The sequence below is a fragment of the Halorhodospira halophila SL1 genome, from assembly GCF_000015585.1.
GTDB lineage: Bacteria > Pseudomonadota > Gammaproteobacteria > Nitrococcales > Halorhodospiraceae > Halorhodospira > Halorhodospira halophila.
Genome location: NC_008789.1, coordinates 1,890,558 through 1,915,074, shown reverse-complemented (window position 1 = coordinate 1,915,074; position 24,517 = coordinate 1,890,558). Strand labels below are relative to the sequence as shown.

Genomic DNA, 24,517 nt, shown 5'->3' with positions numbered 1-24,517 from the left:
GCGGTTCAGGCAAAGAAGCCGTGCAGGTGCCAACCGTAGGGCGGGCGACGGTCGCGATAGACCCAGAGCCGGCTGCCGACCGGGGCGCGCGCGACGTAGTAATCGCGGGCCACGTCCTCGTCGTCCCACCAGCCGCTTTCGATCCGTTCCGGACCCGCTTCCAGGCACAGCGGGCCGCCCCAGTGCGGTTCTCCGCCCTCGCCGCTGAGTAGACGCCGCGGGTGTGGCAAGAGCCAGACCGGCCGCGGCAGCGTTGCGGCGGGGGGCCGGTCCGGGTGTTCCAACGGTAGGCGGCACCAGGCACGCTCCGGACGTGGGTCGGGGTAGGTAGCCAGGCGTTGGACGCAATCGGCCCCCAAGCGGGCGATGAGTCGCTCGCTGAGGGTGCGCACGGCTTCGCCATCGGCGCCCGTACGCTCGAAGAGGTCGCCGCTGGTCCCTTGGTAGGGCAGGAGTTGATCCGCCTCGAGACGGACGGCGGTGGCCACATCGGGGAGTGCCTGGCGTTCCAGCCGGTGGCGGGCGATGTGGGCCATGTGCTCCAGGTCGCGGGTCGGACGCAGGAAGCCCAGGGTCAGCCGCGTATCCGGACCATCCGGGTGCTCCAGGGCGACCGCGGCCTGCTGGATCCCGGCATCGAGGCCGCGAAGCATGCCGACTAGGGCGCGCAGCAGGCGCTGCAGGGCGAAGCCGGTTGCCTGAGTGGCTGCGGTCGGGGCCGGGAGTTCCAGGCGACCACGGTAGCGCTGGGGTGGTGGGATGCAGCGGCGCGGCTCGGGGCGCTCGCCGAGGGCCTGCTCCAGGGTGCGGATAGGGGGGTCGCCGATGCGGCGGCGCAGACCGCTGCGGGGCATGCGCAGGCAATCGCCCAACCGCGTCAGGCCCAAGGTGCTCAGTGCGGACTGCTGGGCCGGTGTCGGATCGAGGAGGTGGCACGGTAGGGGCATCAGCGCGCGGCGGAGCGACTGGCGGTCGGTGAGCCAGATCCCGGGGCTGGCCCGGGCGAGCAGTCGGGCGCCTTGCGGGGTGGGGGCAGCGGCCAGTGCGGCCCGGGGTTGGCCCAATTCGCGCAGGCCCTCTTGGGCGCGCTGCTGGATCGCGGCCCGGCCGCCGAACAGGCGCTGGCTGCCGCCGACCTCGAGGAAGACGGTGTCCGGGGGCTCGAGGCTCGCCTGATGGGTGAGTTCCAGCCCCCATAGGGCGATCTGCTCCAGGGTGGGGGCCGCCGAGGCCGAGGGAGCCTCGGCGGTGAGCGTAGGCAGGTGGACGGCGAGCCACAACGGGCTGGTCTGTGGCTCCGGCATGGTGGTGGTCGGTCGCAGCGTGGGCGCGCTACCAGCGCTACAGAGGGAGGGGTAGCTGCCCTGCGGCCCGCCGGGAGCGGGGCGCCTGCCGCCGCGGTCGGCCGCGGGGAGGTGGCGCAGCCTGGCGGGCGCGATCGCCGTACGGGGCCTCCTGAAGGGGCGGTTCAGCCGTCCCGGTGGCACCCGCGGCACGGGGGGCCGGGTACGGCGAGGTCGTGGCGGCGGGGGCGTCGGTCGCCGGGTGTACGGCCTCCCCCGGGCGAAGCTGCAGCCGGCGCGGTTGCCCGCCTCGGCATTTGAGCAGGTCGATGCCAAGGGTGGCGTCTTCCTCCGGTTGCAGGGCCAGGCGGATCGCCGCCGTGGAGGCCTGGTGCCGTGCGCTGTGCGGACGAAACAGTGCGGCCCAGCTACCACCGGTCTCGGCGGCCAGCTGCAGCCGGCGCAGGGTGGTCCGGTCGGCCTGCCGGGGCCAGCCCACCACCGCACCGCAGGTCCCGCTCCGCAGGGCCTGCTCGATGGCCCAGAGGTGGTCCTCGTGGGCTCGGGGGTGGATGAGCAAGACCCGCGAGAGGTCCACGCCGGCGTGGGCCAGCCCGGGAGCGTAGGGGATGTAGGGGGGAGCGACCAGGGCCAGCCACTGTCTGCGTCGGCTCAGTGCTGCCAGGGAGGGCAGGATCAGCTGGAGTTCGCCGATGGCGGGCTGCTGGTGGAAGATCTCGGTGACGGTGCCCAGCGGCCAGCCACCATCGGGCAGGGCAGCATCCAGCTCCGGATAGCCGGTACCCAGGGCGGCGTGCCGGGCGGTTTCGGTCCGGCGGCCGGGGCGCCAGATGCGCGGATCGTCCAGCAGCGGTTGCAGGGCAGCTTCGCTCACGGTTGCGCCTCCTCAGTCGGATGCCGCGTTACCTTCCGGGCCTCTGGGATCGAGCGGGCTACGCAGTACGCCCACGCCGATGCCCTCGAGTACGGCATCCTGGCCGTCCGCCGCCACCTCGATGACCGGGTAGTCCGGATGGGCGGGAATCAGCCGCAGGACGCCATTGCAGCGCTCCAGGAACTTGACGGTCACCTCGTCGTGGAGGCGAACCACCACGATCTGCCCGTCCCGTGCCTCGGTGTCGCGGCGGACGGCGAGCAGATCCCCGTCCAGGATGCCGGCATCGCGCATGCTTTCACCGCGCACACGCAGTAGGTAATCGGCCGGTGGGGAGAATAGTGAAGCGTCGACCTGGCAGTAGCGCTCGATGCTTTCCTCGGCCAGCAGGGGACTGCCGGCGGCCACCCGCCCGACCACCGGCAGTCCAGCGTTCGGGTCGTCGGTTGCCGGCGAGGGCTCGGGGGCGGCCCCGGCGAAGGCATCGGTCAGGCGGATGCCCCGCGAGGCGCCGCGCCGCATCTCGATGGCCCCCTTGCGGGCGAGCGCCCGGAGGTGGGATTCGGCAGCGTTCGGTGAACGGAAGCCGAGGCTTTGGCAGATCTCGGCGCGAGTGGGGGGGTATCCCCGTTCGGCCACCGAACGGCGGATGAGCTCGAGGATTTCGCGTTGGCGGTCTGTAAGAGTATCCATGGGTAGTACTATATACACAGATGGTATTATGTACAACAGTGGTGATCGGCCCAGTTGGTCCTCTCGGGTAGCGGCCGGCGGTGTGTCTGTTGTCCCTTGTCACGTTGCCGCTGCAGCCTGAAACTCTCCTACCCTGAACGTGAACCCTCAACTTGAACCCCCGAGGCCCATGGTCCAGTCCGCCCTAGCCGATATCGACGACGTCACCGCCCTGGAGCCCGCAGTGTGGCTGCATCGCCTGCCGGTGTCGGTCAGTGACGCCGACCGTGCACTGCTCGAGCAGGCCTGGGAGCGCGCACGGGCCGGCTACGGTGAGCGGCTGCGCGACTCGGGCGAGCCGTATTTCGCCCACGCCGTCTACACCGCCACCATCCTGGCCGAGCTGGGTCTGGACGCCGCGACCCTGGCGGCGGCGCTGATCCACGATCTGCCGGAGCTGCAGGAAGGCTCCATCGCCGGTCTGCGCAAGCACCTGGGAGGTGATATCGCCGAGCTCGCCCAGGGGGTGTGCCGTATGCACGGCATTGGTCGGTTCCGCGATTCGGCCGAGCTGGAGGCAGCGATCCAGGGGGAGCGGGTCGAGGGGCTGCGCAAGATGCTGCTGGCTATGGCCCGCGACGTCCGCGTGGTGTTCATCGCCCTGGCCGAGCGGTTGCACGATCTGCGCAGCTGTCGAGGTCTCGACGAGGAGGGGCGCATGCGCCTGGCCCGCGAGACCCGGGATATCTATGCACCCTTGGCCAACCGGTTGGGGATCTGGCAGCTCAAGTGGGAGCTGGAAGACCTGGCTTTTCGGCATCTGGAGCCCGAGGCCTACATGGATCTGGCCAAACGCCTGGCCGAGCGCCGGCGCGACCGCGAGGCCTATATCGAGCAGGTCTGCAGCCAGCTGCAGGCGGCCATGGACGAGGCCGGCCTCAAGGCCGAGGTCTACGGACGTCCCAAGCACATCTACAGCATCTATCGGAAGATGCAGCGCAAGGGGCTGCGTTTCGACGATCTCTACGATCTGCGCGCAGTGCGCATCCTCGTCGATGACGAGCGCACCTGCTACGCCGCCCTGGGGATCGTCCACGGCCTGTGGACGCCGATCCCGCGGGAGTTCGATGACTACATCGCAACCCCCAAGGAGAACAACTACCGTTCGCTGCATACCGCGGTGGCCGGCCCCGAGGGCAAAGCGGTGGAGGTGCAGATCCGTACCCACGAGATGCACGCCGAGGCCGAGCTGGGCATTGCCGCCCACTGGCGCTACAAGGAGGGCGGCAAGCAGGATGCCGAATTCGAGCAGAAGATCGCCTGGCTGCGTCAGATCCTAGAGTGGGGGCGAGAGGATGAAGACGACGAGGGGGATTTCGTCGATCGTGTCCGTGCCGAGGTCTTCGCCGATCGGGTCTACGCCCTGACTCCCGGCGGCGACGTGATCGATCTGCCGCGCGGGGCGACAGCGCTGGATTTTGCTTATCACATCCATACCGGCCTCGGGCACCGCTGCCGCGGGGCCAAGATCAATAACCGGATCGCGCCGCTGACCCGTGCCCTGGACAACGGGGATCGAGTCGAGATCCTGACCAGCCGCGAGGAGCGACCGAGCCGCGACTGGATCAATCCGGAGCTGGGCTATCTCTACACCAACCGGGCCCGCACCAAGGTGCGCACCTGGTTCCGTCAGCGCGATCACGACAAGAACGTGGCCGCCGGCCGCCAGGCCCTGGACAAGGAGTTGCGCCGTCTAGGTCTGGAGGACGTCAGCACCGAAGAGGTGGTCCGGCGCAGCCGCTATACCCGGGTGGAGCTGTTCCTCTCGGCCCTGGGTCGCGGCGAGGTGACCCCCGGGCAGATCGCAGCCCTGTTGCGCGACCGGTTGCTGCCCCAGCAGCCCGAACCCGCCTCTGCGCCCGAGCGGCCCCGCGCTACCGAGAAACCCGGTGGCGACGGCGATATCACCGTGGAGGGGGTCGGCAACCTGTTGACTCGCATGGCCCGTTGCTGCAGTCCGGCCCCGGGGGATCCGATTATCGGGTTCATTACCCGGGGGGCGGGGGTAACGATCCACCGCCAGGATTGCCGCAACGTCGAGCAGCTGCGTGAGCGCGAGCCAGAGCGTCTGCTCGACGTCAACTGGCGTACGGCCCCTGCCGGTCGGTACCCGGTGCGCATCCACGTCCGTACCGGCGTGCTGGACGGGCCGTTGAGCGAGATCACCCGCCTTTGTGGCCACGAAGGGGTACGCCTGGATGGGGTACAGACCCATGCGGAGCCGGCGGACGCCTACCGCATCGATATCGACGTGCAGGTCAGTGACGTCCAGCAGCTCTCGCGGTTGATGGCCAAGCTTTCATCCAGTGAGCGGGTGGAGCGCGTATGGCGCGGCACATAAGGGGCGGCTAATATAGCCGTGGCCATCCACGGCCCCGGCCAGGAGTCACCATGCGTCCCGCTTACCAGATCCTCTTCGCTGCCCTGCTGATTGCCGGGGTGGCTTTCGGCGGTTATTGGCTGACCCGCGGCGAGCCGGCGTCCCAGGCAGGTCCCCCCGCAGGGCGCGAAGTGGTGGTGGAGGCCGCCGATGCCGAGCGGGCCGTGATCCGGGACACCTTCCGGGCGACGGGAACCGCCCGTGCCCGGGAGGCCTTGGATGTGGTGACCGAAACGGCGGGCCGGATCACCGCCATCGGTTTCGAGGAAGGCGCGGCAGTGGAAGCCGGGCAGATCCTGCTTGAGCTCGACGCCGAGCGCGAGCGGGCGGCCCTGGAGGAGGCCCGGGCCCACCTAGAGGATGTGCAGGCACAGCTGCGTCGCGCTCGTACCTTGCGGGAGACCGGGGATGTCACCGAGCAGGATGTGGACACCCTGGCAGCTGCTGTCGCCGTGGCCAGTGCCCAGGTCCGGGTGGCCGAGGTCCAACTCCGCGAGCGCCGCATTCACGCCCCTTTCGCGGGCGTGGTCGGTATGCGCGGGCTGAGCCTCGGTGCCTACGTCGACCCGCAGACCGTGGTGACCACCCTGGATGATACCGAGATCCTGCGGCTTGTCTTTACCGTTCCCGAGCGCCTGCTCGGGCGACTCGAGACCGGCCTGGCGGTGACGGCCGGCAGTGCCGGATTTCCCGAGCACCGTTTCTCCGGGGTACTGCACCGGATCGACAGCCGGATCGATCCGGTGACCCGGACCCTGCGCCTGGAGTCCGAGATCGACAACCGGGACGGCCGCCTCAAACCCGGGATGTTCCTGCAGGTGGAGCTGGAACTCGATCGCCGCCAGGCCGTTGTCATCCCGGAAGAGGCTCTGATCCTCGACGGGCCCCGACGCTACGTCTACCGCATCACCGACGGTGTCGCCCGGCAGGTGGATGTGGAGATCGGGCAGCGTCAGAACGGCCGGGTGGAGATCAGCGCCGGACTCGAGCCCGCGGATCGGGTGGTCGCCCTGGGCCACCAGCGTCTGAGTGACGGCACCCGGGTCCGGGTACGTAACCGTCCGGCCGGTGATGCGGCGAATGGCAGTGGCTTGGCCGAGGCGGCCCGTTGATCCTCTCCGACATTGCGATCCGTCGTCCCGTCCTGGCCACCGTGGCCAGCGTGTTGATCGTCGTCCTCGGCATCGCCTCCCTCGCTCAGTTGCCGGTACGCGAGTACCCCGACATCGATCCCCCGCTGGTCTCCATCGAGACCCGCTATACCGGTGCCGCCCCGGCGGTGATCGACACCGAGATCACCGAGCGGATCGAGTCGGCAGTGAGCAGCGTCGACGGCATCCGTTCGATGACCTCGGAGAGCCGCGACGGGCGGGGGGAGACGAACATCGAATTCGAGCTGGGGCGGGATATCGACGCTGCGGCCAACGATGTGCGCGACGCCATCGGGCGGATCCTCGATGACTTGCCGGTGGATGCCGACCCGCCGGTCGTCGCCAAGACCGAGGCCGATGCCCGGCCGATGATGTGGTTGTCGCTAAGCAGCAGCCGGATGACCCCCGAGGAGATGACCGACTACGCCGATCGACAACTGGTCGATCGTCTCTCGGTGCTTGACGGTGTGGCGCGGGTGCGCATTGGTGGCGAGCGCCGCTACGCCATGCGCGTCTGGCTCGACAGTGACGCCCTGGCGGCCCGTGATCTAACCGTCGAGGACGTGGAGAACGCCCTGCGCCGCGAGAATATCGAGTTGCCTGCCGGCGAGATCGAGTCGACCGCCCGGCAGCTGACCGTGCGGACCGACACTCGATTGCGCGACCGCGACGCGTTCGCCCGGCTGGTAATCGAGCGCCGCGGTGACGAGCTGGTCCGTCTGGAGGAAGTGGCGCGAGTGGAGCGGGGCGTCGAAGACGACGACACCGCCGTGCGCCTGAACGGTGAGACCGCCGTAGGCCTGGGCGTCATCCGGCAGTCCCGTGCCAACACCATCGCCGTTGCCGATGCCGTACTCGAGGAGATGGCGCGGATCGAGGAGCAGCTGCCCGGCGATCTGCGCCTGGTCGTCGGTTACGATGAATCGCAGTTCGTGCGTCAGTCGATCCGCGAGGTTGTGCGCACCCTGCTGATCGCCGTGGCTCTCGTGGTCCTGACCATCTTCATCTTCCTCCGCAGCCTGCGGGCGACCCTGATCCCTTCGGTGACCATCCCGGTGGCGGTGATTGGTGCCTTCACCGTCATGGCTCCCCTGGGGTTCTCACTGAATGTGCTGACGCTGCTGGCCCTGATCCTGGCCATCGGGCTGGTGGTCGACGACGCCATCGTGGTGCTGGAGAACATCCAGCGGCGCATCGATGAGGGCGAGCCGCCCTTGCTGGCGGCCTACCGCGGCGTGCGGCAGGTGGGGTTCGCGGTCATCGCCACCACCATCTCCCTGGTAGCAGTCTTCGTGCCCATCGCCTTCATGGAGGGCAATGTGGGGCGGCTGTTCACTGAGTTCGGGCTGGTGCTGGCGGCGGCGGTGGTCTTCTCCAGCTTCGTCGCCCTGACCCTGACCGGCATGCTCTGCTCCAAGTGGCTGCGCCCTCGCGCGGAGCACCCGGGGCGGCTGCAGGTGGCCACCGAACGCGTCTTGACCGGTCTGACACTCGGCTACCGCCGCCTGCTCGGTCGCGCCCTGGGGATGCCCATCGCCGTGCTCGGCGTCGGGGTGGCCGCCGCCGTGGGCGCCTACGCCCTGTACCAGGCACTGCCTCAGGAGCTGATCCCCACCGAGGATCGCGGGGTGTTCATCGTCCCGGCCAGCGCGCCGGAGGGCAGCACCGCGGCGCACACGGACGCGAGTGTGCGCGAGCTGGAGGCGATTCTGCGCCCCCTGCGCGAGGACACCGGCGAGGCCCGTCGCGTGCTGACCATCCTCGGTTTTGGTGGGCGCGCCAACAGCGCCTTCATCATTGTCGGCTTGGAGGACTGGGCGGAGCGCTCGCGTAGCCAACAGCAGATCGTCGCCGAGACCATGCCTCGGCTGATGACTGTGCCCGGTGTGCGTGCCTTCGCTGTGAACCCGCCAGGGCTCGGCCAGAGCGGTTTCCAGCAACCGGTGCAGTTCGTCATCGGCGGCACCGATTACCACGAGGTGGCCGATTGGGCCGAGCGGGTGCTGGATCGGGCCCGGGCCGACAACCCGCGGCTGCTCAATCTCGACAGCAGCTACGACGCAACGCGTCCGCAGCTGAACGTGCGGATCGACCGGGATCGGGCCGCCGACCTCGGGGTCAGTGCCGAGGCGCTGGGGCGTACCGTGCAGACCCTACTGGCGTCGCGCACCGTGACGGCCTACCTGGATCGGGGCCGGGAGTACGACGTCATGCTGCAGGCCGAGGCCGGCGACCGGCGCTACCCCGCCGACCTCGATCGCCTGCACGTGCGCAGCCTCAATGACGGGGCACTGATCCCGCTCTCGGCCCTGGTGACGCTGGAGGAGGAGGGGGCGCCTCCGGTGCTCAGTCGCGTCGACCGCTTGCCTGCGGTGACGCTCACCGCGTCGCTGGCGCCGGGCTATGACCTGGGCGCGGCCCTGGCCTATCTCGAGCAGGTGGCTGCCGAGGAGTTGCCGGCGACGGCGCGGGTCAGCTACCTGGGGCTGTCGGATGAGTTCAAGCGCGCCGGCGGCGCTGTGTTCCTCACCTTCGGCCTGGCCCTGCTGATCGTCTTCCTGGTGCTCTCGGCGCAGTTCGAGAGCTTCATCCACCCGCTGATCATCATGACCGCCGTGCCCCTGGCCATTACCGGCGCCCTCGGCGCGCTCCTGCTCAGCGGCGGCAGCCTGAACCTCTACAGCCAGATCGGTATGATCCTGCTCATCGGCCTGATGACCAAGAACGGGATCCTGATCGTCGAGTTCGCCAATCAGCTCCGGGACCAGGGCTACACCGTGCGCGAGGCGATCCACGCCGGGGCCGCCCTGCGCTTCCGCCCGGTGTTGATGACCGCCGTCTCCACGGTCTTCGGGGCGGTCCCCCTGGTCCTGGCCCTGGGTGCCGGGGCGGAGAGCCGGGCTGCCATCGGTACGGTGATCATCGGCGGGATGGGATTCGCTACCCTGCTGACGCTGTTCGTCATCCCGGTGCTTTATGATTGGCTGGCGCGGTATACCACGCCGGTCAACGTGGTCGGAGCCGAATTGGAGCGCCTGGAGCACGCCTCGGGTCCGCCTCGAGGCAGGGTCTGAACTCAGGGAGGAGTCTGCCGTGATCGCATCGGTATCCAGAGTCCTGGTGTTGGCCGCCTGGGGGGCCGTGCTGGTACTGGCGGGGGGCGCGGCGGTCGCTTCCAAACCGTGCGCCTCAGCGGAGACCACCGCGGTCCATGAACTGGCCGGGCAGGGTGTGGGGCGCCAGGCCCCGGAGGATCCGGTCCGGGTGAACGGGGTGGTCACCGCCGCCTTCCTCGGAGCGGAGGGGCTGGATGGCTTCTTCATCCAGGGTACCGGGCCGGCGCCGGATGGCAAGCCCGCCGGGCTGTTCGTCTACGCCCCGGAGCTGACCGCCGAGCAGCGCGAGCGGATCGAGCCTGGTCGTCAGCTCCTGCTCACCGGGCGCGCCGGTGAGCACCGGGGGCGACCGCAGCTCGAGTGGCTGGAGGCCGTTCAGGACTGCGGTGCCAAGCAGGTCACCCCGTATCCGCTGGACTGGCCGGCGGCCGCCCCCGAGCGCCTGGAGGGCGTGCTGGTGCGTATCCGGCAGCCGATGGTGGTCAGCGGTACCTACGAGCTGCCGCGCTACGGCACCCTGAAGCTCACCCCAGAGCGGCGCGCCTTTCGGCCGACCAATTTTCTGCCGGGCGACGGCCCCGAGGATCCGACCCTGTCTGGAGCCCGGCTGCGGCTGGATGATGGCAGCTACCGGGGGCGGCCCGATCCCATTCCCTACCTCGACGACGACGGAACCCGTCGGGTGGGGAGCCGCGTGGCGGACCTGACCGGCGTGCTGACCCACGCCTTCGGCGCCTGGCGGCTGCACCCGACCGAGCCGCCGGATTTCGAAGCCTCCAACCCGCGGCCGGAAGCGTTGCCGCCACCGGAGGCGGGGACGGTGCGCGTGGCCGCCTTCAACGTTGAGAACTACTTCCTGACCCTCGGCGAGCGAGGTGCGGCCAGCGAGGTGGAACTGGAGCGCCAGCGGGCCAAGCTGCTCGCTGCTGCCGAGTCCCTGCACGCTGACGTGCTGGTATTGGTCGAGATGGAGAATCGCCAGGACGCCCCGGAAGACTTTGTGGAGCGCCTAGCGGCGAGCACCGGCCACCCCTGGCGGTTGGCCCGCGGGGGTGAAACCGGGAGCGACGCCATCAAGGTCTCTCTGGCCTACCGCGAGGACCGCGTGCAGCCGGTGACCGAGACGGTGCGCGATGCCCGGCGGGTCCATCATCGTCCGCCGCCGCTGGTCGGTTTTCGTCCGCAGGGTGGCGGGGAGCCTTTCGCTGTGGCCGGGATCCACTTCAAGTCGAAGACGCGGTGTCCGGATGCCGGGGATGTCGATCGTGGCCAGGGGTGCTGGAACCACCGTCGCACCGAACAGGCCGAGGCCCTGGCCGAGTTCCTCGGCCGCTGGCGTGCGGAGCGCAGCGAGGCGTTACCGGTGCTCATCGCCGGTGATCTCAACGCCTACGGTGGCGAGGATCCGGCCCGCGCCCTCGCCGCAGCGGGCAAGGTGGATCTGCTCGCCGAACACCTCGCCTGGCCCGACCGGTATACCTACGTCTTTCGGGGCGAGTCGGGCTATCTCGATCACCTTCAGGCCCACCCGGCGCTGGCGGAGCGGGTGGCCGCGGTCCACCGGCACCCCATCAATGCCGACGAGCCCCGTTTCCTGGAGTTCGACGGTGATCCCGGTCGCGTTCGGGAGGATGCCTATCGCTCTTCGGACCACGATCCCATTGCCGTGGACCTGGAAAAGACGGACTAGCCGCTCGGGTGCCGTCCCGGCCCTGTGACACCGATCGTGCACCGGGCACGTGATCACCGGCGGGGTTTCCCTGTATCTTGTCGTGATGGACCGCGAAGAGCTCCAGCAGACCCTCACCGAACTCCGCCAGGACCTGCATGGCCTCGATGGCGAGGCCGCTCGGGATCGCGATGCCCCCTGGCTGCTCCCCTGGGAGCGCCTGCTGCGCCGCATCGATGGCCTCATCGCTCGGCTGGAGCGCCAGGATGAGCCGCTTCTGGTGGTGTTTGCCGGCGGCACGGGGGCCGGGAAATCGACGCTGGCCAACACCCTGGCGGGGTCTGCGGTCGCCGCGACCAGCGCGCGCCGCCCCACCACCTCGGTGCCTACGGTCATCGGCCGAGCGGCGGACCTGGATACAGTCCTGCGCCGTGGGGTATTGGCGGCCGAGGCCGAGCGCGCCGCCCTGCGTACGGCCCCTCTGGAGACGGTACCGGAGGGGGTGGTGGTGGTGGATGCGCCGGATGTGGACAGCGTCGAGACCGCCAATCGTGCCGCCACCGAGCGTCTGCTGGAGGTGGCCGATGTCTGGGTCTGGCTGGCGACCGCCCGCACCTACGCCGACGAGGCGGGTATGGCCTATCTGCGCCAGGCGGCCCAGCTGGACGTCTCGACGCTGGTCGTGCTCACCCAGGCGACCGAGGCCGAGGCGCGGGAGATCCTCCCCGACCTGGCCGAGAAGCTGGATGCGGCCGGCCATCGGGCAGTCGAGACGACGCACCTGCCCACGGCGCCGGTCTCTGACGAGCGCCTGCCCGATTCGGCAGCGGCGCCGGTGCTCGAGCGGATCCGTGCCCTGGCGCCGGCGGACCAGCGTGCTGCCCACCGGCGCCGAACGGTGCTCGGCGCAGTGCGTTACCTGCCGGCAGAGGTCGATGCCCTGCTCGAGGCCGTCGAGGCGGAGCGGACCGCGGCCCGCAGGCTGGCTGCCGTCATCGATGAAGGCTACACCGATGTCCCCGAGCGCTTGCTGACCCAGCTCCAGGAGGGCGAGCCCCTGCGCCGTGAGGTGCTCCGCCGCTGGACCGAGCTGGTCGGGAGTGGCTGGCTGCAGCGTCAGCTGCACGCCGCGGTGGGGCAGCTCTCGCCGCGGCGCTGGCTGGGATGGCTGCCGCTCCCTCGCGGTGGTCGGCAGGTCGAGCAGGAGGCCAAGGAGGAGGCGCGGGCTGGCATCGCCGAGATGCTGCACGCCGTCCTCGACCAGGCCGCCGCCGGCGTAGAGAGTGCGTGGCAGCAGGATCCGGTCGGGCGGGGGATCTTCGCCCGCTATCCGCGGCCGCGGTCAACCGCGGCCATTGCGCGCCGTGCCGACGCCGAGGCGCTGGTGGCGGCCTGGGAGCAGCAGGTTGCCGAACACGTCGCTACCATCGGGCGGGCCAAGCTCAGTTGGGCACGCCGTGCGACCACGGGGATCAACGCCACCTTCACCAGCGCCGTGCTGGTCCTCTTCACCCTCAGTGGCGGGTTGAGCACCGGCGAGCTGGCGCTGACCGCTGCCGGTTCCACCACCACCCATACAGTCCTCTCGCGGATCCTCGGTGAGCGCAATGTCCATCAGCTCATCACCGATATCCGCGCGGATCTCCACGCCCGGGTGGCCGCCCTGGCGGAGTCCGAGGCGCAGGCCTACCACCGGTTATTGACGGCGGCGGCCCCGTCCCCGGAGGCGGTGAGCGCCGTGCAGGCTCGTCGGGATGCGCTGGAGGCCCTGGTCTGATGCGCTGGGCGGGAGCAAGTGCCGAGGCGCCGACGCGTGCGCCGAGCGCCGCCGGCGACACCGGCCTGGACGCCCTGCAGACGCTCCAGACGCTCGGTGTCGGCCGTCTGTCGCCGGCGCTGATCGAGGAGATGGCGCAGCTCCAGCGCCGTGCCCGTGAACGCCTGGCCCAGTCGCGGGAGCACGTCGTTATCGCCGTGGCCGGAGGGACCGGTAGCGGCAAATCTTCGCTGGTCAATGCCCTGGTCGGCGAAGAGGTCTCCGCCCCCGGGGTGCGCCGGCCGACCACGGACCATGCGGTGGCGGTCACCGTGGGCGAGGAGGACGGGGCCGCCGGGCTGCTCGACTGGCTGCAGGTCTTCGAACGGCGCAGCGTACCGGCCAGCGGTGGGCGCGGTGGTCTGGCCGGGGCGGTGATCCTGGATCTGCCCGATATCGACTCGGTGGTGCAGGCCCACTGGGAGGTGGCCGAGCGACTGATCGAGCGCTGCGATCTGCTGCTGTGGGTCGTCGATCCGGTCAAGTACGCCCACGCCCTGGCCCATGAGGGGTATTTTGCCCGCCTGGCCCACCACACCGAGGTGTTGATGGTGGCGCTGAACCACGCCGATCGCCTGGATCCAGGCGACCGAGAGAGCTGTCTCGACCACCTTCGGGAGTTGCTGGGCCGGCAGGGGCTGCAGGCGGTGGAGTTGCTGGCCACCGACGCGGTCGAAGGGGAGGGGGTCTCTGCACTCGCCCAGCGGATCGCGGACCGGGTGCGCGAGCGCCGCGCCCCGCTGGAGCGGGTCCGTGCTGACGTGGCCGAACTGGTGGTCCGCGCCGCCGCCTGCCTTCCCGAACCCGGCAGCCTGGAGCTTGACGGTGAGCGCCTGGTGACCGCCCAGCGCCAGGCGGTGAACGAGACCGAGCTGCTGACCGGTGCTGCGGGGGCCTATCGCCAGATTGGTGCGCGGGCTCTGGGCTCGCCGTTGAAACGGATGGCCATCGGGCTGTTCTCCGGGGCGCGCAAGCGCTCTGCCGCTATGGCCGGTACCAGCTCGACCCTGCCGCGCCCGGTGGTGGCGGAGCCCGTGTTGCGTGATGGCCTGCTGCAGGCGGTCGAACCGGCTGCGGCGCGGATGCCCGAGCCGGCTGCCGAGCGGTTGCGGGACCTGGCGGCGGCAGCGGCGGCGCCGCACGCCGGCGAACTCCGCGGGCGTCTAGGGGAACTGGCCTGGTCGCCGCGTCCGCGCTTTTGGTGGCGGAGCCTGGGTACGCTCCGCGGGGCGGGCGAGGCGGCCGCGGTGATCGGGGCGCTCTGGCTGGCTGTGCGCGGAGTGGTGGAGTGGCTGGCCCTGCCGGCTGTGCCCGCACCGGCAGCGGTGGGCGACATCAGCTGGCCTTTCGCCCTGCTCGCAGGAGGGAGTATCGGCAGTCTGCTGCTGGGTTGGGTGGGGCGCTCCCTGCTCGGGCCGGGGGCCCGGCGCCACGAGCGCCAGCTGGCGCGGCAGGTCATCGAGGCGGTTGCCGGGGCGGGCGGTACTGCACTGGCCGGTGTGCGCGAGGAGCTGGCGCAGTGCCAGCGCCTGAGCAGCCGGGCCCGAAGCGCCGCCACGGAGGTGGCGGCGGCGGGGCTACGGCAAGAAGGGGGTGCGGGTCAGTCGAGGAGCGGGTAGGTGCCGTTCTCGTCGTGGACTTCCCGGCCGGTCAGCGGCGGATTGAAGACGCACATCAGGCGCAATTCTTCCTCGGCACGCAGGTAGTGCTTCTCGTGGCCGTCCAGGCCGTAGAGCATGCCCGGCTCGATGGTGTACGTCTCGCCGCCGATGACCTCGATCTCGCCCTTGCCGGAGATGCAGTAGACCGATTCGAGGTGGTTGGCGTACCAGATGAACATGTCGGTGCCGGCCTTGATGATGGTCTCATGGAACGAGAACCCCATCCCGTCTTCCTTGAGGATGATCCGGCGGCTGATGAATTCATCGGTCTCGACCTCGCGGTCGGAGCCGATGATGTCCTTCATGTGGCGGACGATCATGATGTACCTCGCTTGGGTAGTGGGTCGGGCAGCTGGGTGCCCGGGGCGTCAGGTGTCTCGGTGATAGCGGGTGATGCCACGGGCGGCGGCCGGTGCCGCCGCCCGTGACGTGGGGCGCGGATTAGGCCAGGCCGCGGCGCTGCATCGCCTCGCCGAGGGCGCGTTCGATGATCGCCAGGCCCTCCTCGAGGTCCTGATCCTCGATGATCAGTGGCGGCAGGAGCTTGAGAACATCGTCCTCGGGGCCGGAGGTCTCGATGATCAGTCCGTGCTCGAAGGCAATCTCCGAGATGGTGCCGGCCAGCTCCTTGTCGTGGGCGAAGCGGATGCCGCGCATCATGCCGCGGCCGCGGTGTTCGCCGCCGGCGCGGGGGTACTTGTCGATCAGCTCTTGCAACGCCTCGTAGATCCGGCGGGCCTTGCGCTCGGTCTCCCGCTGCAGGGTGTCGTCGCTCCAGTACAGTTCCAGCGCGCGCTTGGCCGTCACGAAGGCCAGGTTGTGGCCGCGGAAGGTTCCGTTGTGTTCGCCCGGCTCCCAGATGTCGTGCTCCGGCTTGACCAGGGTCAGTGACATCGGCAGCCCGTACCCGCTGATCGACTTGGAGACGGTTACGATATCCGGGGTGATGCCGGCTTCCTCGAAGCTGAAGTACGGGCCCGTGCGGCCGTTACCGGTCTGGATGTCGTCGACGATCAGCAGCAGGTCGTGTTTGCGGCACAGCTCCTCGAGGCCCTGGAGCCAATGCATGCTGCATGCGGCCAGCCCCCCCTCACCCTGGACGGTCTCGGTGATGATCGCCGCCGGGTGGTCGACGCCGCTGCCCTTGTCGGCCAGCAGCTTGTCCATGTAATCCAGCGTATCCACGTCCTGCCCGAAGTAGCCGCAGTACGGCATGCTCTCGCTGTAGGTGAGTGGGAAGCCGGCGCCCTTGCGCTTGAAGGCGTTGCCGGTGACCGCCAGCGAGCCGACGGTCATCCCGTGGAACGCGTTAGTGAAGGAGACCATGCGCTGACGGCCGGTGACCTTGCGGGCGATTTTCAGGGCCGCCTCGACGGCGTTGGTGCCCGTTGGCCCTGGGAACTGCACCCGGTAGTGCAGGCCGCGCGGCTCGAGGATGAGTCGATGGAAGGTCTCCAGGAATTCGGCACGGGCCACCGAAGCCATGTCCAGGCTGTGGACGATGCGATCGTCCTGCAGATATTCGAGGAGCGGTTTTTTCAGCTCGGGGTTGTTGTGCCCGTAGTTGAGCACACTCGCCCCGGCGAAGAAGTCCAGATAGCTGTTGCCGTCCGTGTCGTAGACCCGCACGCCGCTGGCTCGGTCGAACGGCTTGGGGAAGGTGCGGATGTAGGAGCGCACGACCGACTCGTGCTGCTCGATGGTCTGCATTACATCAAGGGTCATGGCGTCATTGCCTCGGTTGTGAATTGCAATCGATTGGGCGGCCAGTGGCGGCGGGCACCGCTGGCTTAGCGAATGGGGGCGATCCGGTAGTGCTCTTCGGACTCATGTCCCGGAGGGAAGTGGTCGTCGCGGAAGTACTCGCTGACCTGGACCTCCGCCCCGCGCTCCCGGGCGATGGCCTGGAACAGGCCTTGGGAGGCTGCATTGGAGGGCGAGATCGTGGTCTCGAGCACTTGGGCATCCCGGGCGCCGGGGGTTTCGAGGAAGGCGCGCACGAGGCATTTGCCCAGCCCGCGGCCCTGGGCGTCGGGGTGGATGCCGATCTGCCAGAGGAAGATCGATTCCGGCCTTTTCGGCAAGCGCAGCCCGGTGGTGAAACCGAGCAGCGCACCCTCTTCTTCGGCGACCACGCAGGTATCCGAGAACTCCGTGCACAGGAGTAGGTAGAGGTAGCAGGAGTTGACGTCCAGGACGCCGGTGCGCTCGACCAGCTGATGGATTGTGGCGCCGTCTTCCCGCGTGGGCGGACGAAAGACGATGGATGGTTCCTCGGACAACGAGCTGCGCTCTTGTTCGCAAGATTCACACTAATTACAGCAGCCGCCCCGGGGGCGGTCAAGCGAGGGTAGACGCTGCGCCCCGGTTGTCACCGGGTCGTCGCTGGCGCGGATCGGCGGTATAGTGCGCCGGCCGCAAGGCTCGCAGAGGTGATCAGTGCCCCAGCCCCGCGCAGCGGGGGTGGTGCAGGAGGGATGGGATGACGCAGACCGTGATCGTGGCCCTGGAGACGGCCACCGAGGGGTGCTCGGTGGCCGTCTATTGTGACGGCGATGTCTTCCATCACTGTGAAGAGGCGCCGCGGCGGCACACCGCGCGGTTGCTGCCGATGCTCGAGGCGGTGATGGCGGAGGCCGGAGTCTGTGGCGAGCAGGTCTCGGCGCTGGCCTTCGGTCAGGGGCCCGGGGCTTTCGCCGGTGTGCGCCTAGCGGCCTCGGCAGCCCAAGGGTTGTGCACCGCGTGGGGGGTGCCGGCCTTGCCGGTCTCGACGCTGGCTGCCCTGGCGGCCGGCGGGCGTCGCCGCCATGGGGGCGGGTACGTGCTGGCGGCCCTGGACGCCCGGATGGGGCAGGTTTACTGGGGGCGTTACCGTGCCGCCGGGGATGCGGGTGTCGTGCTCGCCGAGGGGGTCGAGGCCGCCGATGCGCCGCAAGCCGTGCATGGCGGTGGTGCTGACTGGCTCGGGGTCGGGCGCGGCTTTGCGGCCTATGCCGAACAGCTGCCGGCCACCGGCGCCGGATGCGATCCCGATGCCTTGCCCGAGGCGCGCGACCTGCTGCCGATGGCCCTGGCCGACTGGCGAGCCGGCCGCACCTGCCACGCTGAGGCCATCCGTCCGGTCTACCTGCGTGAGGGTATTTAGCGGCCCCGTCCGCCGGGTTGTTCGTCTCGCACGAGGCAGTCCACGAAGCCGTCGGCCAACCGCTCCAGGAGCTGGAAGTAGGCGTCGGGGCCGGGTTCAAGGCCCGCGCCCAAGGGGTCGAGTTCGCCGGCTCGGGCATCCAGGCCTCGCACCAGGGCGCGGGCGATGGCCGGCTCGAACTGCGGTTCGCTGAAGACACAGACCGTATCCAGCTCGCGGATCTGCCCCCGTAGCTCGTTCAAGTGGCGCGCCCCTGGGGGCTGTTCGGGGTTGACCGTGACCGCGCCGACGGCTTTGAGGCCGAAACGCTGCTCGAAGTACTGGTAAGCGTCGTGGAACACCACGTAGGGGAGCCCGCGGACGGGCTCCAGGCGCTCGTCCAGATCGGCCTCGAGCGCCGCCAGGCGTTGCTTCTGTGCTTCGGCATTCTCGCGGTAGGTGTCCGCGTGCCTGGGATCGAGTGCGGCCAGCCGTTCGGCCACCGCGGCGGTGATGATTTGTGCGTTCTGCGGATCGAGCCACAGGTGGTAGTCCCGGCGGTGGGCATCGTCGTCGCCGTGCCGGTGCCCGTCCTCGCCCCAGGTGTCCCCGTCGCGGCCACCGAGGAGCTCGATGCCCTCGATATCGGCGGCAGCCAGTACCGTATCCGGATCGCCGCGGGCATCCAGGGCGCGCTCCAGGAAGGCCTCCATGTGCGGGGAGATGTGGACAACCAGGTCGGCGTTGCGAACGGCCCGGGCCTCGGAGGGCCGCATGGCGTAGGTGTGCGGAGAGTCGCCGGCCGAGAGGAGGAGGTCCGGCTCGCTGACCCCCTCGGTGACCCCGGCGACCAGGCTGTGCAGGGGCTTGATCGAGGCCACCACCTGCGGCGGCGCCGCGACGGCGGGGCCGCACGCCAATAGGGTCAGGGCGGTGAGGAGTGCGGGAAGCGCTCGCATGGGTCGAATCCCCGGGACTTTTCACGGCATCGTTATGTTATACAATACCAAAATGCGCAACAACGGCGAGCACCCCATGGCCCGCTTACACCGCTCGCTGGTAACCGGATTCCCCAGCGAAGACCACGACCACGACGTCTGCCGCGAGACGGTCCTGGCGACCGCCGAGGTCATTTGTCGCCGTCGCGGCATGCGCTTTACGCGGCTGCGCCGCCGGGTGTTGGAGCTGATCTGGGATGAGCACCGTCCGGTCAAGGCGTACGAGTTGCTGGATCGTCTGCGCGGCGAGCGGGCCGGCGCGGCGCCGCCCACCGTCTACCGCACCCTCGATTTCCTGTTGCAGGAAGGGCTGATCCATCGTGTGGAATCCCTGAACGCCTATGTCGGTTGCGGCAAACCCGGGCACGTACACCCGGTTCAGCTGTTGGTCTGTCGCTCCTGTGCGGCGGTGGCCGAACTTGCCGACGATGATGTGGCGCGTTTGCTCCAGCACAAGGCCGGGCAGATGGGGTTCCAGACCGATTCCGCAGTGGTGGAGCTTGAAGGTGTATGTCCCCAGTGCAGCCGTTAGCTGGTAGGCAGGCCGCTGACGATCCGCTGATCCGTCTCCAGGAGGTGGCCGTGACCTTCGGCGGGCGATCCATACTCCAGGATGTCCGCCTGGAGGTGGTGCCCGGCCGGATCACCACCCTGGTCGGCAACAATGGCGCCGGCAAGACCACCCTGCTGCGGGTGGTGGTTGGGCTCACGCATACGGCTGCCGGGCGGGTCTGGCGGGCCCCGCAGGTGCGCATCGGCTACGTTCCGCAGCACTTCTCGGTGGACGCCAACCTGCCCATTACGGCACGGCGGTTCATGGCGCTGTCCGGGCGTGCCAACGCGGCGCGTTGGCAAGAGGTGGTGGCCGATACCGGGGTGGAGGAGCTCCTCGATCAGCCCCTACAGGGACTGTCCGGGGGCGAGATGCGCCGGATCCTGCTCGCCCGGGCGCTGCTTCAGCACCCGTCGGTGCTGGCCCTGGACGAGCCGGCTGCCGGCCTGGATGGGCGTAGCCAGGGCGCGCTGTATCGGCTGATCGGTACGCTGCGCCAGCGTTACGGCTGCGCGGTGGTGATCATCTCCCACGACCTGAACCTGGTCATGGCGGCCAGCGACGAGGTGCTCTGCCTGGAGCACGGCCGGATCGCCTGCCGTGGCGCGCCGGCGTCGGTGATCGAGCATCCTGAGTACCAGAAGCTCTTCGGTTCACACCTGGGGCCGGACACCGGGGTGTTTCCCCACGATCACCACGACCATTCGGGCCCTGCCCTGGCAGGAGGTGGCCGTGGATGAGTTTATCCTCACGGCGCTGGCTGCCGGACTGGGGCTGGCCCTGGTGGCCGGGCCGCTGGGCAGCTTCGTGGTCTGGCGGCGCATGGCCTACTTCGGCGAGACCCTGGCGCACTCTGCGCTGCTGGGCGTGGCCCTGGGGTTCCTCTTCGGTATCAACCTGAATCTTGGCATCCTGATGGTCTGCGTCGTGGTGGCCGTTCTGTTGGTGGTCCTGCGTCAGTACCAGCGGCTGGCCAGCGATACGGTCCTCGGTATCCTGGCGCACAGCTCGCTGTCCTTAGGGCTGGTGGCCATCGCCTTCATGGAGGGGCTGCGTGTCGACCTGATGGGCTACCTCTTCGGCGATATCCTGGCGGTGACGCCCACCGACCTCTACTGGATTTACGGCGGTGGGGTCCTGGTGCTGGGGACGCTGATCGGGATCTGGCGCCCGCTGCTGAGTCTCACCCTGCACGAGGAGATGGCCCGGGTGGAGGGGGTCCGCGTGCTGCCGGTTCAGCTCGCCTTCATGGCGCTGGTGGCGGCCACCATTGCCCTGGCCATGCAGATCGTCGGCATCCTGCTGGTGATCTCCATGCTGATCATCCCTGCCGCCGCGGCGCGGGCCTTCGCCCGGACCCCGGAGCAGATGGCGGTGATCGCCGCCTTGATCGGTGCGCTGGCGGTGGTCGGCGGGCTGGCCGGTTCGTTCCGCTGGGATCTGCCCACCGGCCCGGCCATCGTGGTGACGGCCACGGCCATCTTCGCGGTAGTGACCAGTGCGCGGGGGGTGGTGGCGGCGCGTTTTTAGGCCGTCATGGCCCGTAGAGGGTTTGTGGGTCGACCTGAGGCGGTTCGCTGACCACCACCCGGTTACCTTGCAGCACGTTGTAGAAGCAGCTCCTTCGGCCGGTGTGGCAGGCCGGGCCCTGCTGATCCACCCGCAGCAGAAGGGTGTCGCCGTCGCAGTCGAGGCGCAGCTCGTGCAGATGCTGGACCTGCCCCGAAGACTCTCCCTTGCGCCAGAGTGTGCCCCGCGAGCGGGAGTAGTAACAGACCCGGCCTGTCTGTAGGGTCTCCTCCAGGGCCTGGCGGTTCATCCAGGCCAGCATCAGCACCTCGTTGCTGTCGTGCTGCTGTGCGATGGCGGGTAGCAGGCCGTCGCTGTTAAAGGGCAGGGTGTCGAGCACCGCCGACCAGTCTAGTCCGTCGCCCGGGCGAGCTGTTTCATTCTGTTCGATCATAGGGGAGAGGATACAGGCTGGAGCCGGGCGGCTGAAGCCGGCAAGCTGGGCAGGTCGAGCAACAGAAGGAGTGCGCAGCCGTGACGGATCGGATCCCTGACCTGGAGGCCCACCGGGCCCTGGCCGAGGCACTCCAGGCCCCGGAGTGCTACCCGTGGCCGGTGGACACTGTCGAGTGTATCGAGACCCACATCTCCACGGTGCTGCTCGCCGGGGCGTACGTGGTCAAGCTCAAGAAACCGCTGGACCTCGGCTTCCTGGACTTCTCCAGCCTGGAGCGGCGACGCTACTTCTGCGACGAAGAGGTTCGCCTCAACGGCCGCTTGGCTCCGCAGATCTACCTGCGCCGAGTGGCAATCGCCGGTCCGGCGACGGAGCCGCGCATCGACGGCGAAGGGGACGTGCTGGAGTACGCGGTGCTCATGCGCCGCTTCCCCGAGAATGAGCTCATGAGCCGTCTGCTGCGCGAGGGGCGTCTGCCCCATGGAGCCGTCGAGCGCCTGGCTGAGACTGTGGCGCGGTTCCATGCCGGGCTGCCGGCCGCCGGGGAGGATAGTGAATACGGGTCGCCGGAGGCCGTGGCCGATCCCATGCGTGACAACTTCCGCGCCCTGGAGACCCAGTCCGCGGCCGCCTCGATGCGCGGCGAACTGCGTGCCCTGGAGCGCTGGACCGAGGCACAGCTGCAGCGGCTGGAGCCGCTGATCCGCCGGCGACGCGCCGAGGGCGCGGTGCGTGAATGCCACGGGGACCTGCACTTGGGCAATGTCGCCTGGCATGAGGACGACCTGATCATCTTTGATGGCATCGAGTTCAATCCGGCACTGCGCTGGATCGACACGGCCAGCGAGGTCGCCTTCACCGTTATGGATCTGGATTTTGAAGGGGCCCGTCGGCTTCGCCACTGCTTCCTGGACCGCTACCTGGAGCAGAGTGGCGACTACCAGGCGCTGCCGCTGCTGCCCCTGTACGCCGTGTATCGGGCCCTGGTGCGGGCCAAGATCAACGGCCACGAGGTCGAACAGGGGGGTGGCAGTGCAGCCCAGGAGGCGCTCTGCGACCACGTCCAACTGGCCAAGAGCTATACGGTGGCGCAGGTGCCGGAGTTGGTCATTACCTACGGGTTATCGGGATCCGGCAAGAGCGTACGCGCCCGCCGACTGGTCGAGGAGCGCGGGTTTATCCGGCTGCGATCGGATGTCGAGCGCAAGCGGCTGTTCGGTTTGGAGCCCCGCGCGCGCTCGGACTCGACCCTGGATAGCGGGCTCTATTCGCCGGAGGCAACGTGGCGGACTTACGAACGACTGCAGGAGCAGGCCGAGGGCGCCCTGGAAGCCGGCTTTTCGGTGGTGGTGGATGCCGCCTTCCTCAAGGCCGAGCGACGCCGGCCGTTCCTGGAGCTGGCTGCGCGCACCGGATGTCGATTTCGGATCCTGCATGTTCGGGCCGACGAACAGACCCTGCGGGAACGCCTGCGCAAGCGGCTGGCCGAGGGGCGCGATCCCTCCGAGGCCGATGAGACGGTGCTCGATGCTCAGCTGCGTACAGCGCAACCGCCGTCCGGCGAGGAAGCGGCTTTCGTCGAAACCGTCGACGCGGACGGGTAAGATAGCCGGCCTTGCCTTGTGCCGGATCGAGGAGAGCTATGTCAGGAGTCCCCAGCCAACCCGGTGAGCCGGTGACCGATGTCGCGCAGCTGGCAGAGCATCTTGAGCGCGGTTCCCGGCCCCCGGAGCAGTGGCGGATCGGCACCGAACATGAGAAGTTCGTCCACCATCTGGAAGACTTCAGCCCGGTGCCGTACGCGGGGGAGCGCGGCATCGGCGCCTTCCTCGAAGGGCTGGTGCGCTTCGGCTGGCAGCCGGTGCACGAGGATGGACGGGTGATCGCCCTCAAGCGCGAGGGCGGTGCCTCGGTCAGCCTTGAGCCCGGCGGACAGGTGGAGCTCTCCGGGGCGCAGCTCGAGACCCTGCACGAGGCCTGTGTGGAGGTCCGGGAGCATCTGCAGCAGGTGGACACCGTGGCCCGCGAGCTGCAGATCGGGTTCTCAGGGTTCGGTTTTCACCCGGTTTGGCGGCGCGAGCAGATCCCCTGGATGCCCAAGGCGCGTTACGGCGTGATGGGCCGCTACATGCCCAAGGTGGGTCACCTGGGGCTGGATATGATGCTGCGCACCTGCACGGTACAGGTGAATCTGGACTTCTCCAGTGAGGCGGACATGGTCCGCAAGTTCCGGGTCGGCCTGGCCCTGCAGCCGATCGCCACTGCGCTGTTTGCCAACTCGCCGTTCACCAATGGCCAGCCCAACGGCTATCTCAGCTACCGCAGCCGGGTGTGGGAAGACACCGACCCCGATCGCTGCGGCATGCTCGACTTCGTCTTCGAGTCCGGTATGGGGTTCGAGCGCTATGTGGACTACGTGCTCGATGTACCCATGTATTTCGTCTATCGCGATGGCCAGTACATCGACTGCGCCGGCGAGTCGTTCCGCGATTTCATGGCGGGGCGACTGCCGCAGTTGCCGGGAGAGCGGCCGACACTCAGTGACTGGGACGACCATCTGACGACGCTCTTCCCCGAGGTGCGGCTCAAGCAGTTTCTGGAGATGCGCGGGGCGGACGGTGGCCCGTGGCGGGGGTTGTGCGCGCTGCCGGCACTGTGGACGGGGCTGCTCTACGATGACGCGGCCCTGGCTGCGGCCGAGGCGTTGATTCGTGACTGGAGTGTTGAGGAGATGCGCGCCCTGCGCCACGAGGTCCCGCGAACGGCGCTGCACACCCCGTTCCGCGAGACGACTGTGGGGGCATTGGCCCGGGAGGTGCTCACCATCGCCAGCGACGGACTGCGCAACCGCCAGCGTCTGGATCAGCGGGGGCGGGATGAGCGCCGCCACCTGGAGCGGCTCTGGGAGATCGTCGATGCAGGGCGGACCCCCGCCGAGGACCTGCTGAGTGCCTACCACGGGCGCTGGGGCGGATCGCTGGATCCGATCTTCACGGAGTACGCCTACTAGCAGGCTGCTGAAAACCCTTTTCAGCAGCCTGCTTTCACCGCTGACGCGGTGGACCAGGATGAAGCTTTTCCTGGCAAGCCTGGAAAAGCAGTGAGTTCGGTCTTTTTAAAACAAGCGGAACCTGCGGGTTCCGCTTCTACCAGGGTGATGAAAAGACTTTTTC

The 24,517-nt window shown here is 68.9% G+C and carries 20 protein-coding genes; 12 read left to right on the top strand and 8 right to left on the bottom strand.

Translation table 11 applies throughout. The features are described 5' to 3' along the window. Nucleotides 1-5: 5 nt before the first annotated feature. From HHAL_RS08780 to lexA, 3 genes are read right to left on the bottom strand one after another with little or no spacing between them, the layout of a single operon-like run. Nucleotides 6-1,304 carry a Y-family DNA polymerase gene (locus HHAL_RS08780; RefSeq protein ID WP_011814529.1) on the bottom strand — a complete coding sequence of 433 codons (1,299 nt, stop codon included), beginning with the start codon at nucleotides 1,302-1,304 and terminating at the stop codon, nucleotides 6-8. A 37-nt stretch (nucleotides 1,305-1,341) separates the two neighbouring features. After that, nucleotides 1,342-2,178, bottom strand: coding sequence for a translesion DNA synthesis-associated protein ImuA (gene imuA / locus HHAL_RS08775; protein WP_011814528.1), 837 nt, complete (start codon nucleotides 2,176-2,178; stop codon nucleotides 1,342-1,344). A 12-nt stretch (nucleotides 2,179-2,190) separates the two neighbouring features. After that, entirely contained in the window at nucleotides 2,191-2,871 is a 681-nt protein-coding gene (lexA, locus tag HHAL_RS08770; protein WP_011814527.1) for a transcriptional repressor LexA, read from the bottom strand. A 169-nt stretch (nucleotides 2,872-3,040) separates the two neighbouring features. On the opposite strand from lexA, the gene HHAL_RS08765 reads away from it, so the two are divergent. The 6 genes from HHAL_RS08765 (at nucleotide 3,041) to HHAL_RS08740 (ending at nucleotide 14,661) form a co-directional block, all read left to right on the top strand. Continuing rightward, entirely contained in the window at nucleotides 3,041-5,251 is a 2,211-nt protein-coding gene (locus HHAL_RS08765; protein ID WP_011814526.1) for a RelA/SpoT family protein, read from the top strand. A gap of 50 nt (nucleotides 5,252-5,301) precedes the next feature. Continuing rightward, the gene (locus HHAL_RS08760; RefSeq protein ID WP_011814525.1) at nucleotides 5,302-6,402 is read left to right on the top strand and encodes an efflux RND transporter periplasmic adaptor subunit; all 1,101 of its coding nucleotides are present in this window, start codon (nucleotides 5,302-5,304) and stop codon (nucleotides 6,400-6,402) included. Then, the gene (locus tag HHAL_RS08755) at nucleotides 6,399-9,515 is read left to right on the top strand and encodes an efflux RND transporter permease subunit (RefSeq protein ID WP_011814524.1); all 3,117 of its coding nucleotides are present in this window, start codon (nucleotides 6,399-6,401) and stop codon (nucleotides 9,513-9,515) included. Before HHAL_RS08760 ends, HHAL_RS08755 begins: the two co-directional genes overlap by 4 nt. A 19-nt stretch (nucleotides 9,516-9,534) precedes the next feature. Next, nucleotides 9,535-11,247, top strand: a complete 1,713-nt coding sequence (locus HHAL_RS08750; protein ID WP_011814523.1) for an ExeM/NucH family extracellular endonuclease — start codon at nucleotides 9,535-9,537, stop codon at nucleotides 11,245-11,247. Nucleotides 11,248-11,332: 85 nt separating this feature from the next. Next, a complete protein-coding gene (locus HHAL_RS08745) occupies nucleotides 11,333-13,003 on the top strand; it encodes a P-loop NTPase family protein (protein WP_011814522.1) in 1,671 nt (556 codons plus the stop codon). After that, entirely contained in the window at nucleotides 13,003-14,661 is a 1,659-nt protein-coding gene (locus HHAL_RS08740; protein WP_011814521.1) for a GTPase family protein, read from the top strand. The genes HHAL_RS08745 and HHAL_RS08740 overlap by 1 nt, the downstream gene beginning before the upstream one ends. On the opposite strand, the gene HHAL_RS08735 is transcribed toward HHAL_RS08740, so the two are convergent. From HHAL_RS08735 to ectA, 3 genes are all read right to left on the bottom strand, one after another. Further along, a complete protein-coding gene (locus HHAL_RS08735; RefSeq protein ID WP_011814520.1) occupies nucleotides 14,643-15,023 on the bottom strand; it encodes an ectoine synthase in 381 nt (126 codons plus the stop codon). The two genes, HHAL_RS08740 and HHAL_RS08735, sit on opposite strands and share 19 nt — an antisense overlap. A gap of 121 nt (nucleotides 15,024-15,144) precedes the next feature. After that, complete coding sequence (gene ectB, locus HHAL_RS08730) at nucleotides 15,145-16,428, bottom strand: diaminobutyrate--2-oxoglutarate transaminase (protein ID WP_011814519.1); 1,284 nt, start codon at nucleotides 16,426-16,428, stop codon at nucleotides 15,145-15,147. 65 nt (nucleotides 16,429-16,493) lie between these two features. Further along, on the bottom strand, nucleotides 16,494-16,985 hold the full coding sequence (gene ectA, locus HHAL_RS08725; RefSeq protein ID WP_011814518.1) for a diaminobutyrate acetyltransferase: 492 nt from the start codon (nucleotides 16,983-16,985) through the stop codon (nucleotides 16,494-16,496). Between the two features lie 200 nt (nucleotides 16,986-17,185). Between ectA and tsaB the strand changes: the two genes are divergently transcribed. After that, a complete protein-coding gene (gene tsaB / locus HHAL_RS08720) occupies nucleotides 17,186-17,848 on the top strand; it encodes a tRNA (adenosine(37)-N6)-threonylcarbamoyltransferase complex dimerization subunit type 1 TsaB (protein WP_011814517.1) in 663 nt (220 codons plus the stop codon). On the opposite strand, the gene HHAL_RS08715 is transcribed toward tsaB, so the two are convergent. Beyond that, nucleotides 17,845-18,786 (bottom strand): zinc ABC transporter substrate-binding protein, encoded by a 942-nt coding sequence (locus HHAL_RS08715; protein WP_011814516.1) that lies wholly within the window; start codon nucleotides 18,784-18,786, stop codon nucleotides 17,845-17,847. The two genes, tsaB and HHAL_RS08715, sit on opposite strands and share 4 nt — an antisense overlap. A gap of 76 nt (nucleotides 18,787-18,862) precedes the next feature. On the opposite strand from HHAL_RS08715, the gene HHAL_RS08710 reads away from it, so the two are divergent. The 3 genes from HHAL_RS08710 to HHAL_RS08700 are packed head-to-tail and all read left to right on the top strand — an operon-like array spanning nucleotide 18,863 to nucleotide 20,908. After that, nucleotides 18,863-19,357, top strand: coding sequence for a Fur family transcriptional regulator (locus tag HHAL_RS08710; RefSeq protein ID WP_011814515.1), 495 nt, complete (start codon nucleotides 18,863-18,865; stop codon nucleotides 19,355-19,357). Then, nucleotides 19,336-20,118 carry an ATP-binding cassette domain-containing protein gene (locus HHAL_RS08705; protein ID WP_011814514.1) on the top strand — a complete coding sequence of 261 codons (783 nt, stop codon included), beginning with the start codon at nucleotides 19,336-19,338 and terminating at the stop codon, nucleotides 20,116-20,118. Before HHAL_RS08710 ends, HHAL_RS08705 begins: the two co-directional genes overlap by 22 nt. Further along, nucleotides 20,111-20,908, top strand: a complete 798-nt coding sequence (locus tag HHAL_RS08700) for a metal ABC transporter permease (RefSeq protein ID WP_041595137.1) — start codon at nucleotides 20,111-20,113, stop codon at nucleotides 20,906-20,908. Before HHAL_RS08705 ends, HHAL_RS08700 begins: the two co-directional genes overlap by 8 nt. Before the next feature lie 4 nt (nucleotides 20,909-20,912). Here the strand turns inward: HHAL_RS08700 and hisI are convergent, their stop codons facing one another. Then, nucleotides 20,913-21,341 (bottom strand): phosphoribosyl-AMP cyclohydrolase, encoded by a 429-nt coding sequence (gene hisI / locus HHAL_RS08695; protein WP_011814512.1) that lies wholly within the window; start codon nucleotides 21,339-21,341, stop codon nucleotides 20,913-20,915. A gap of 80 nt (nucleotides 21,342-21,421) precedes the next feature. Here hisI and HHAL_RS08690 point away from each other — a divergent pair, with 80 nt between their 5' ends. Then, nucleotides 21,422-22,948, top strand: a complete 1,527-nt coding sequence (locus HHAL_RS08690; protein WP_011814511.1) for a bifunctional aminoglycoside phosphotransferase/ATP-binding protein — start codon at nucleotides 21,422-21,424, stop codon at nucleotides 22,946-22,948. A gap of 38 nt (nucleotides 22,949-22,986) precedes the next feature. After that, a complete protein-coding gene (locus HHAL_RS08685) occupies nucleotides 22,987-24,354 on the top strand; it encodes a glutamate--cysteine ligase (RefSeq protein WP_011814510.1) in 1,368 nt (455 codons plus the stop codon). Nucleotides 24,355-24,517: the final 163 nt, after the last annotated feature.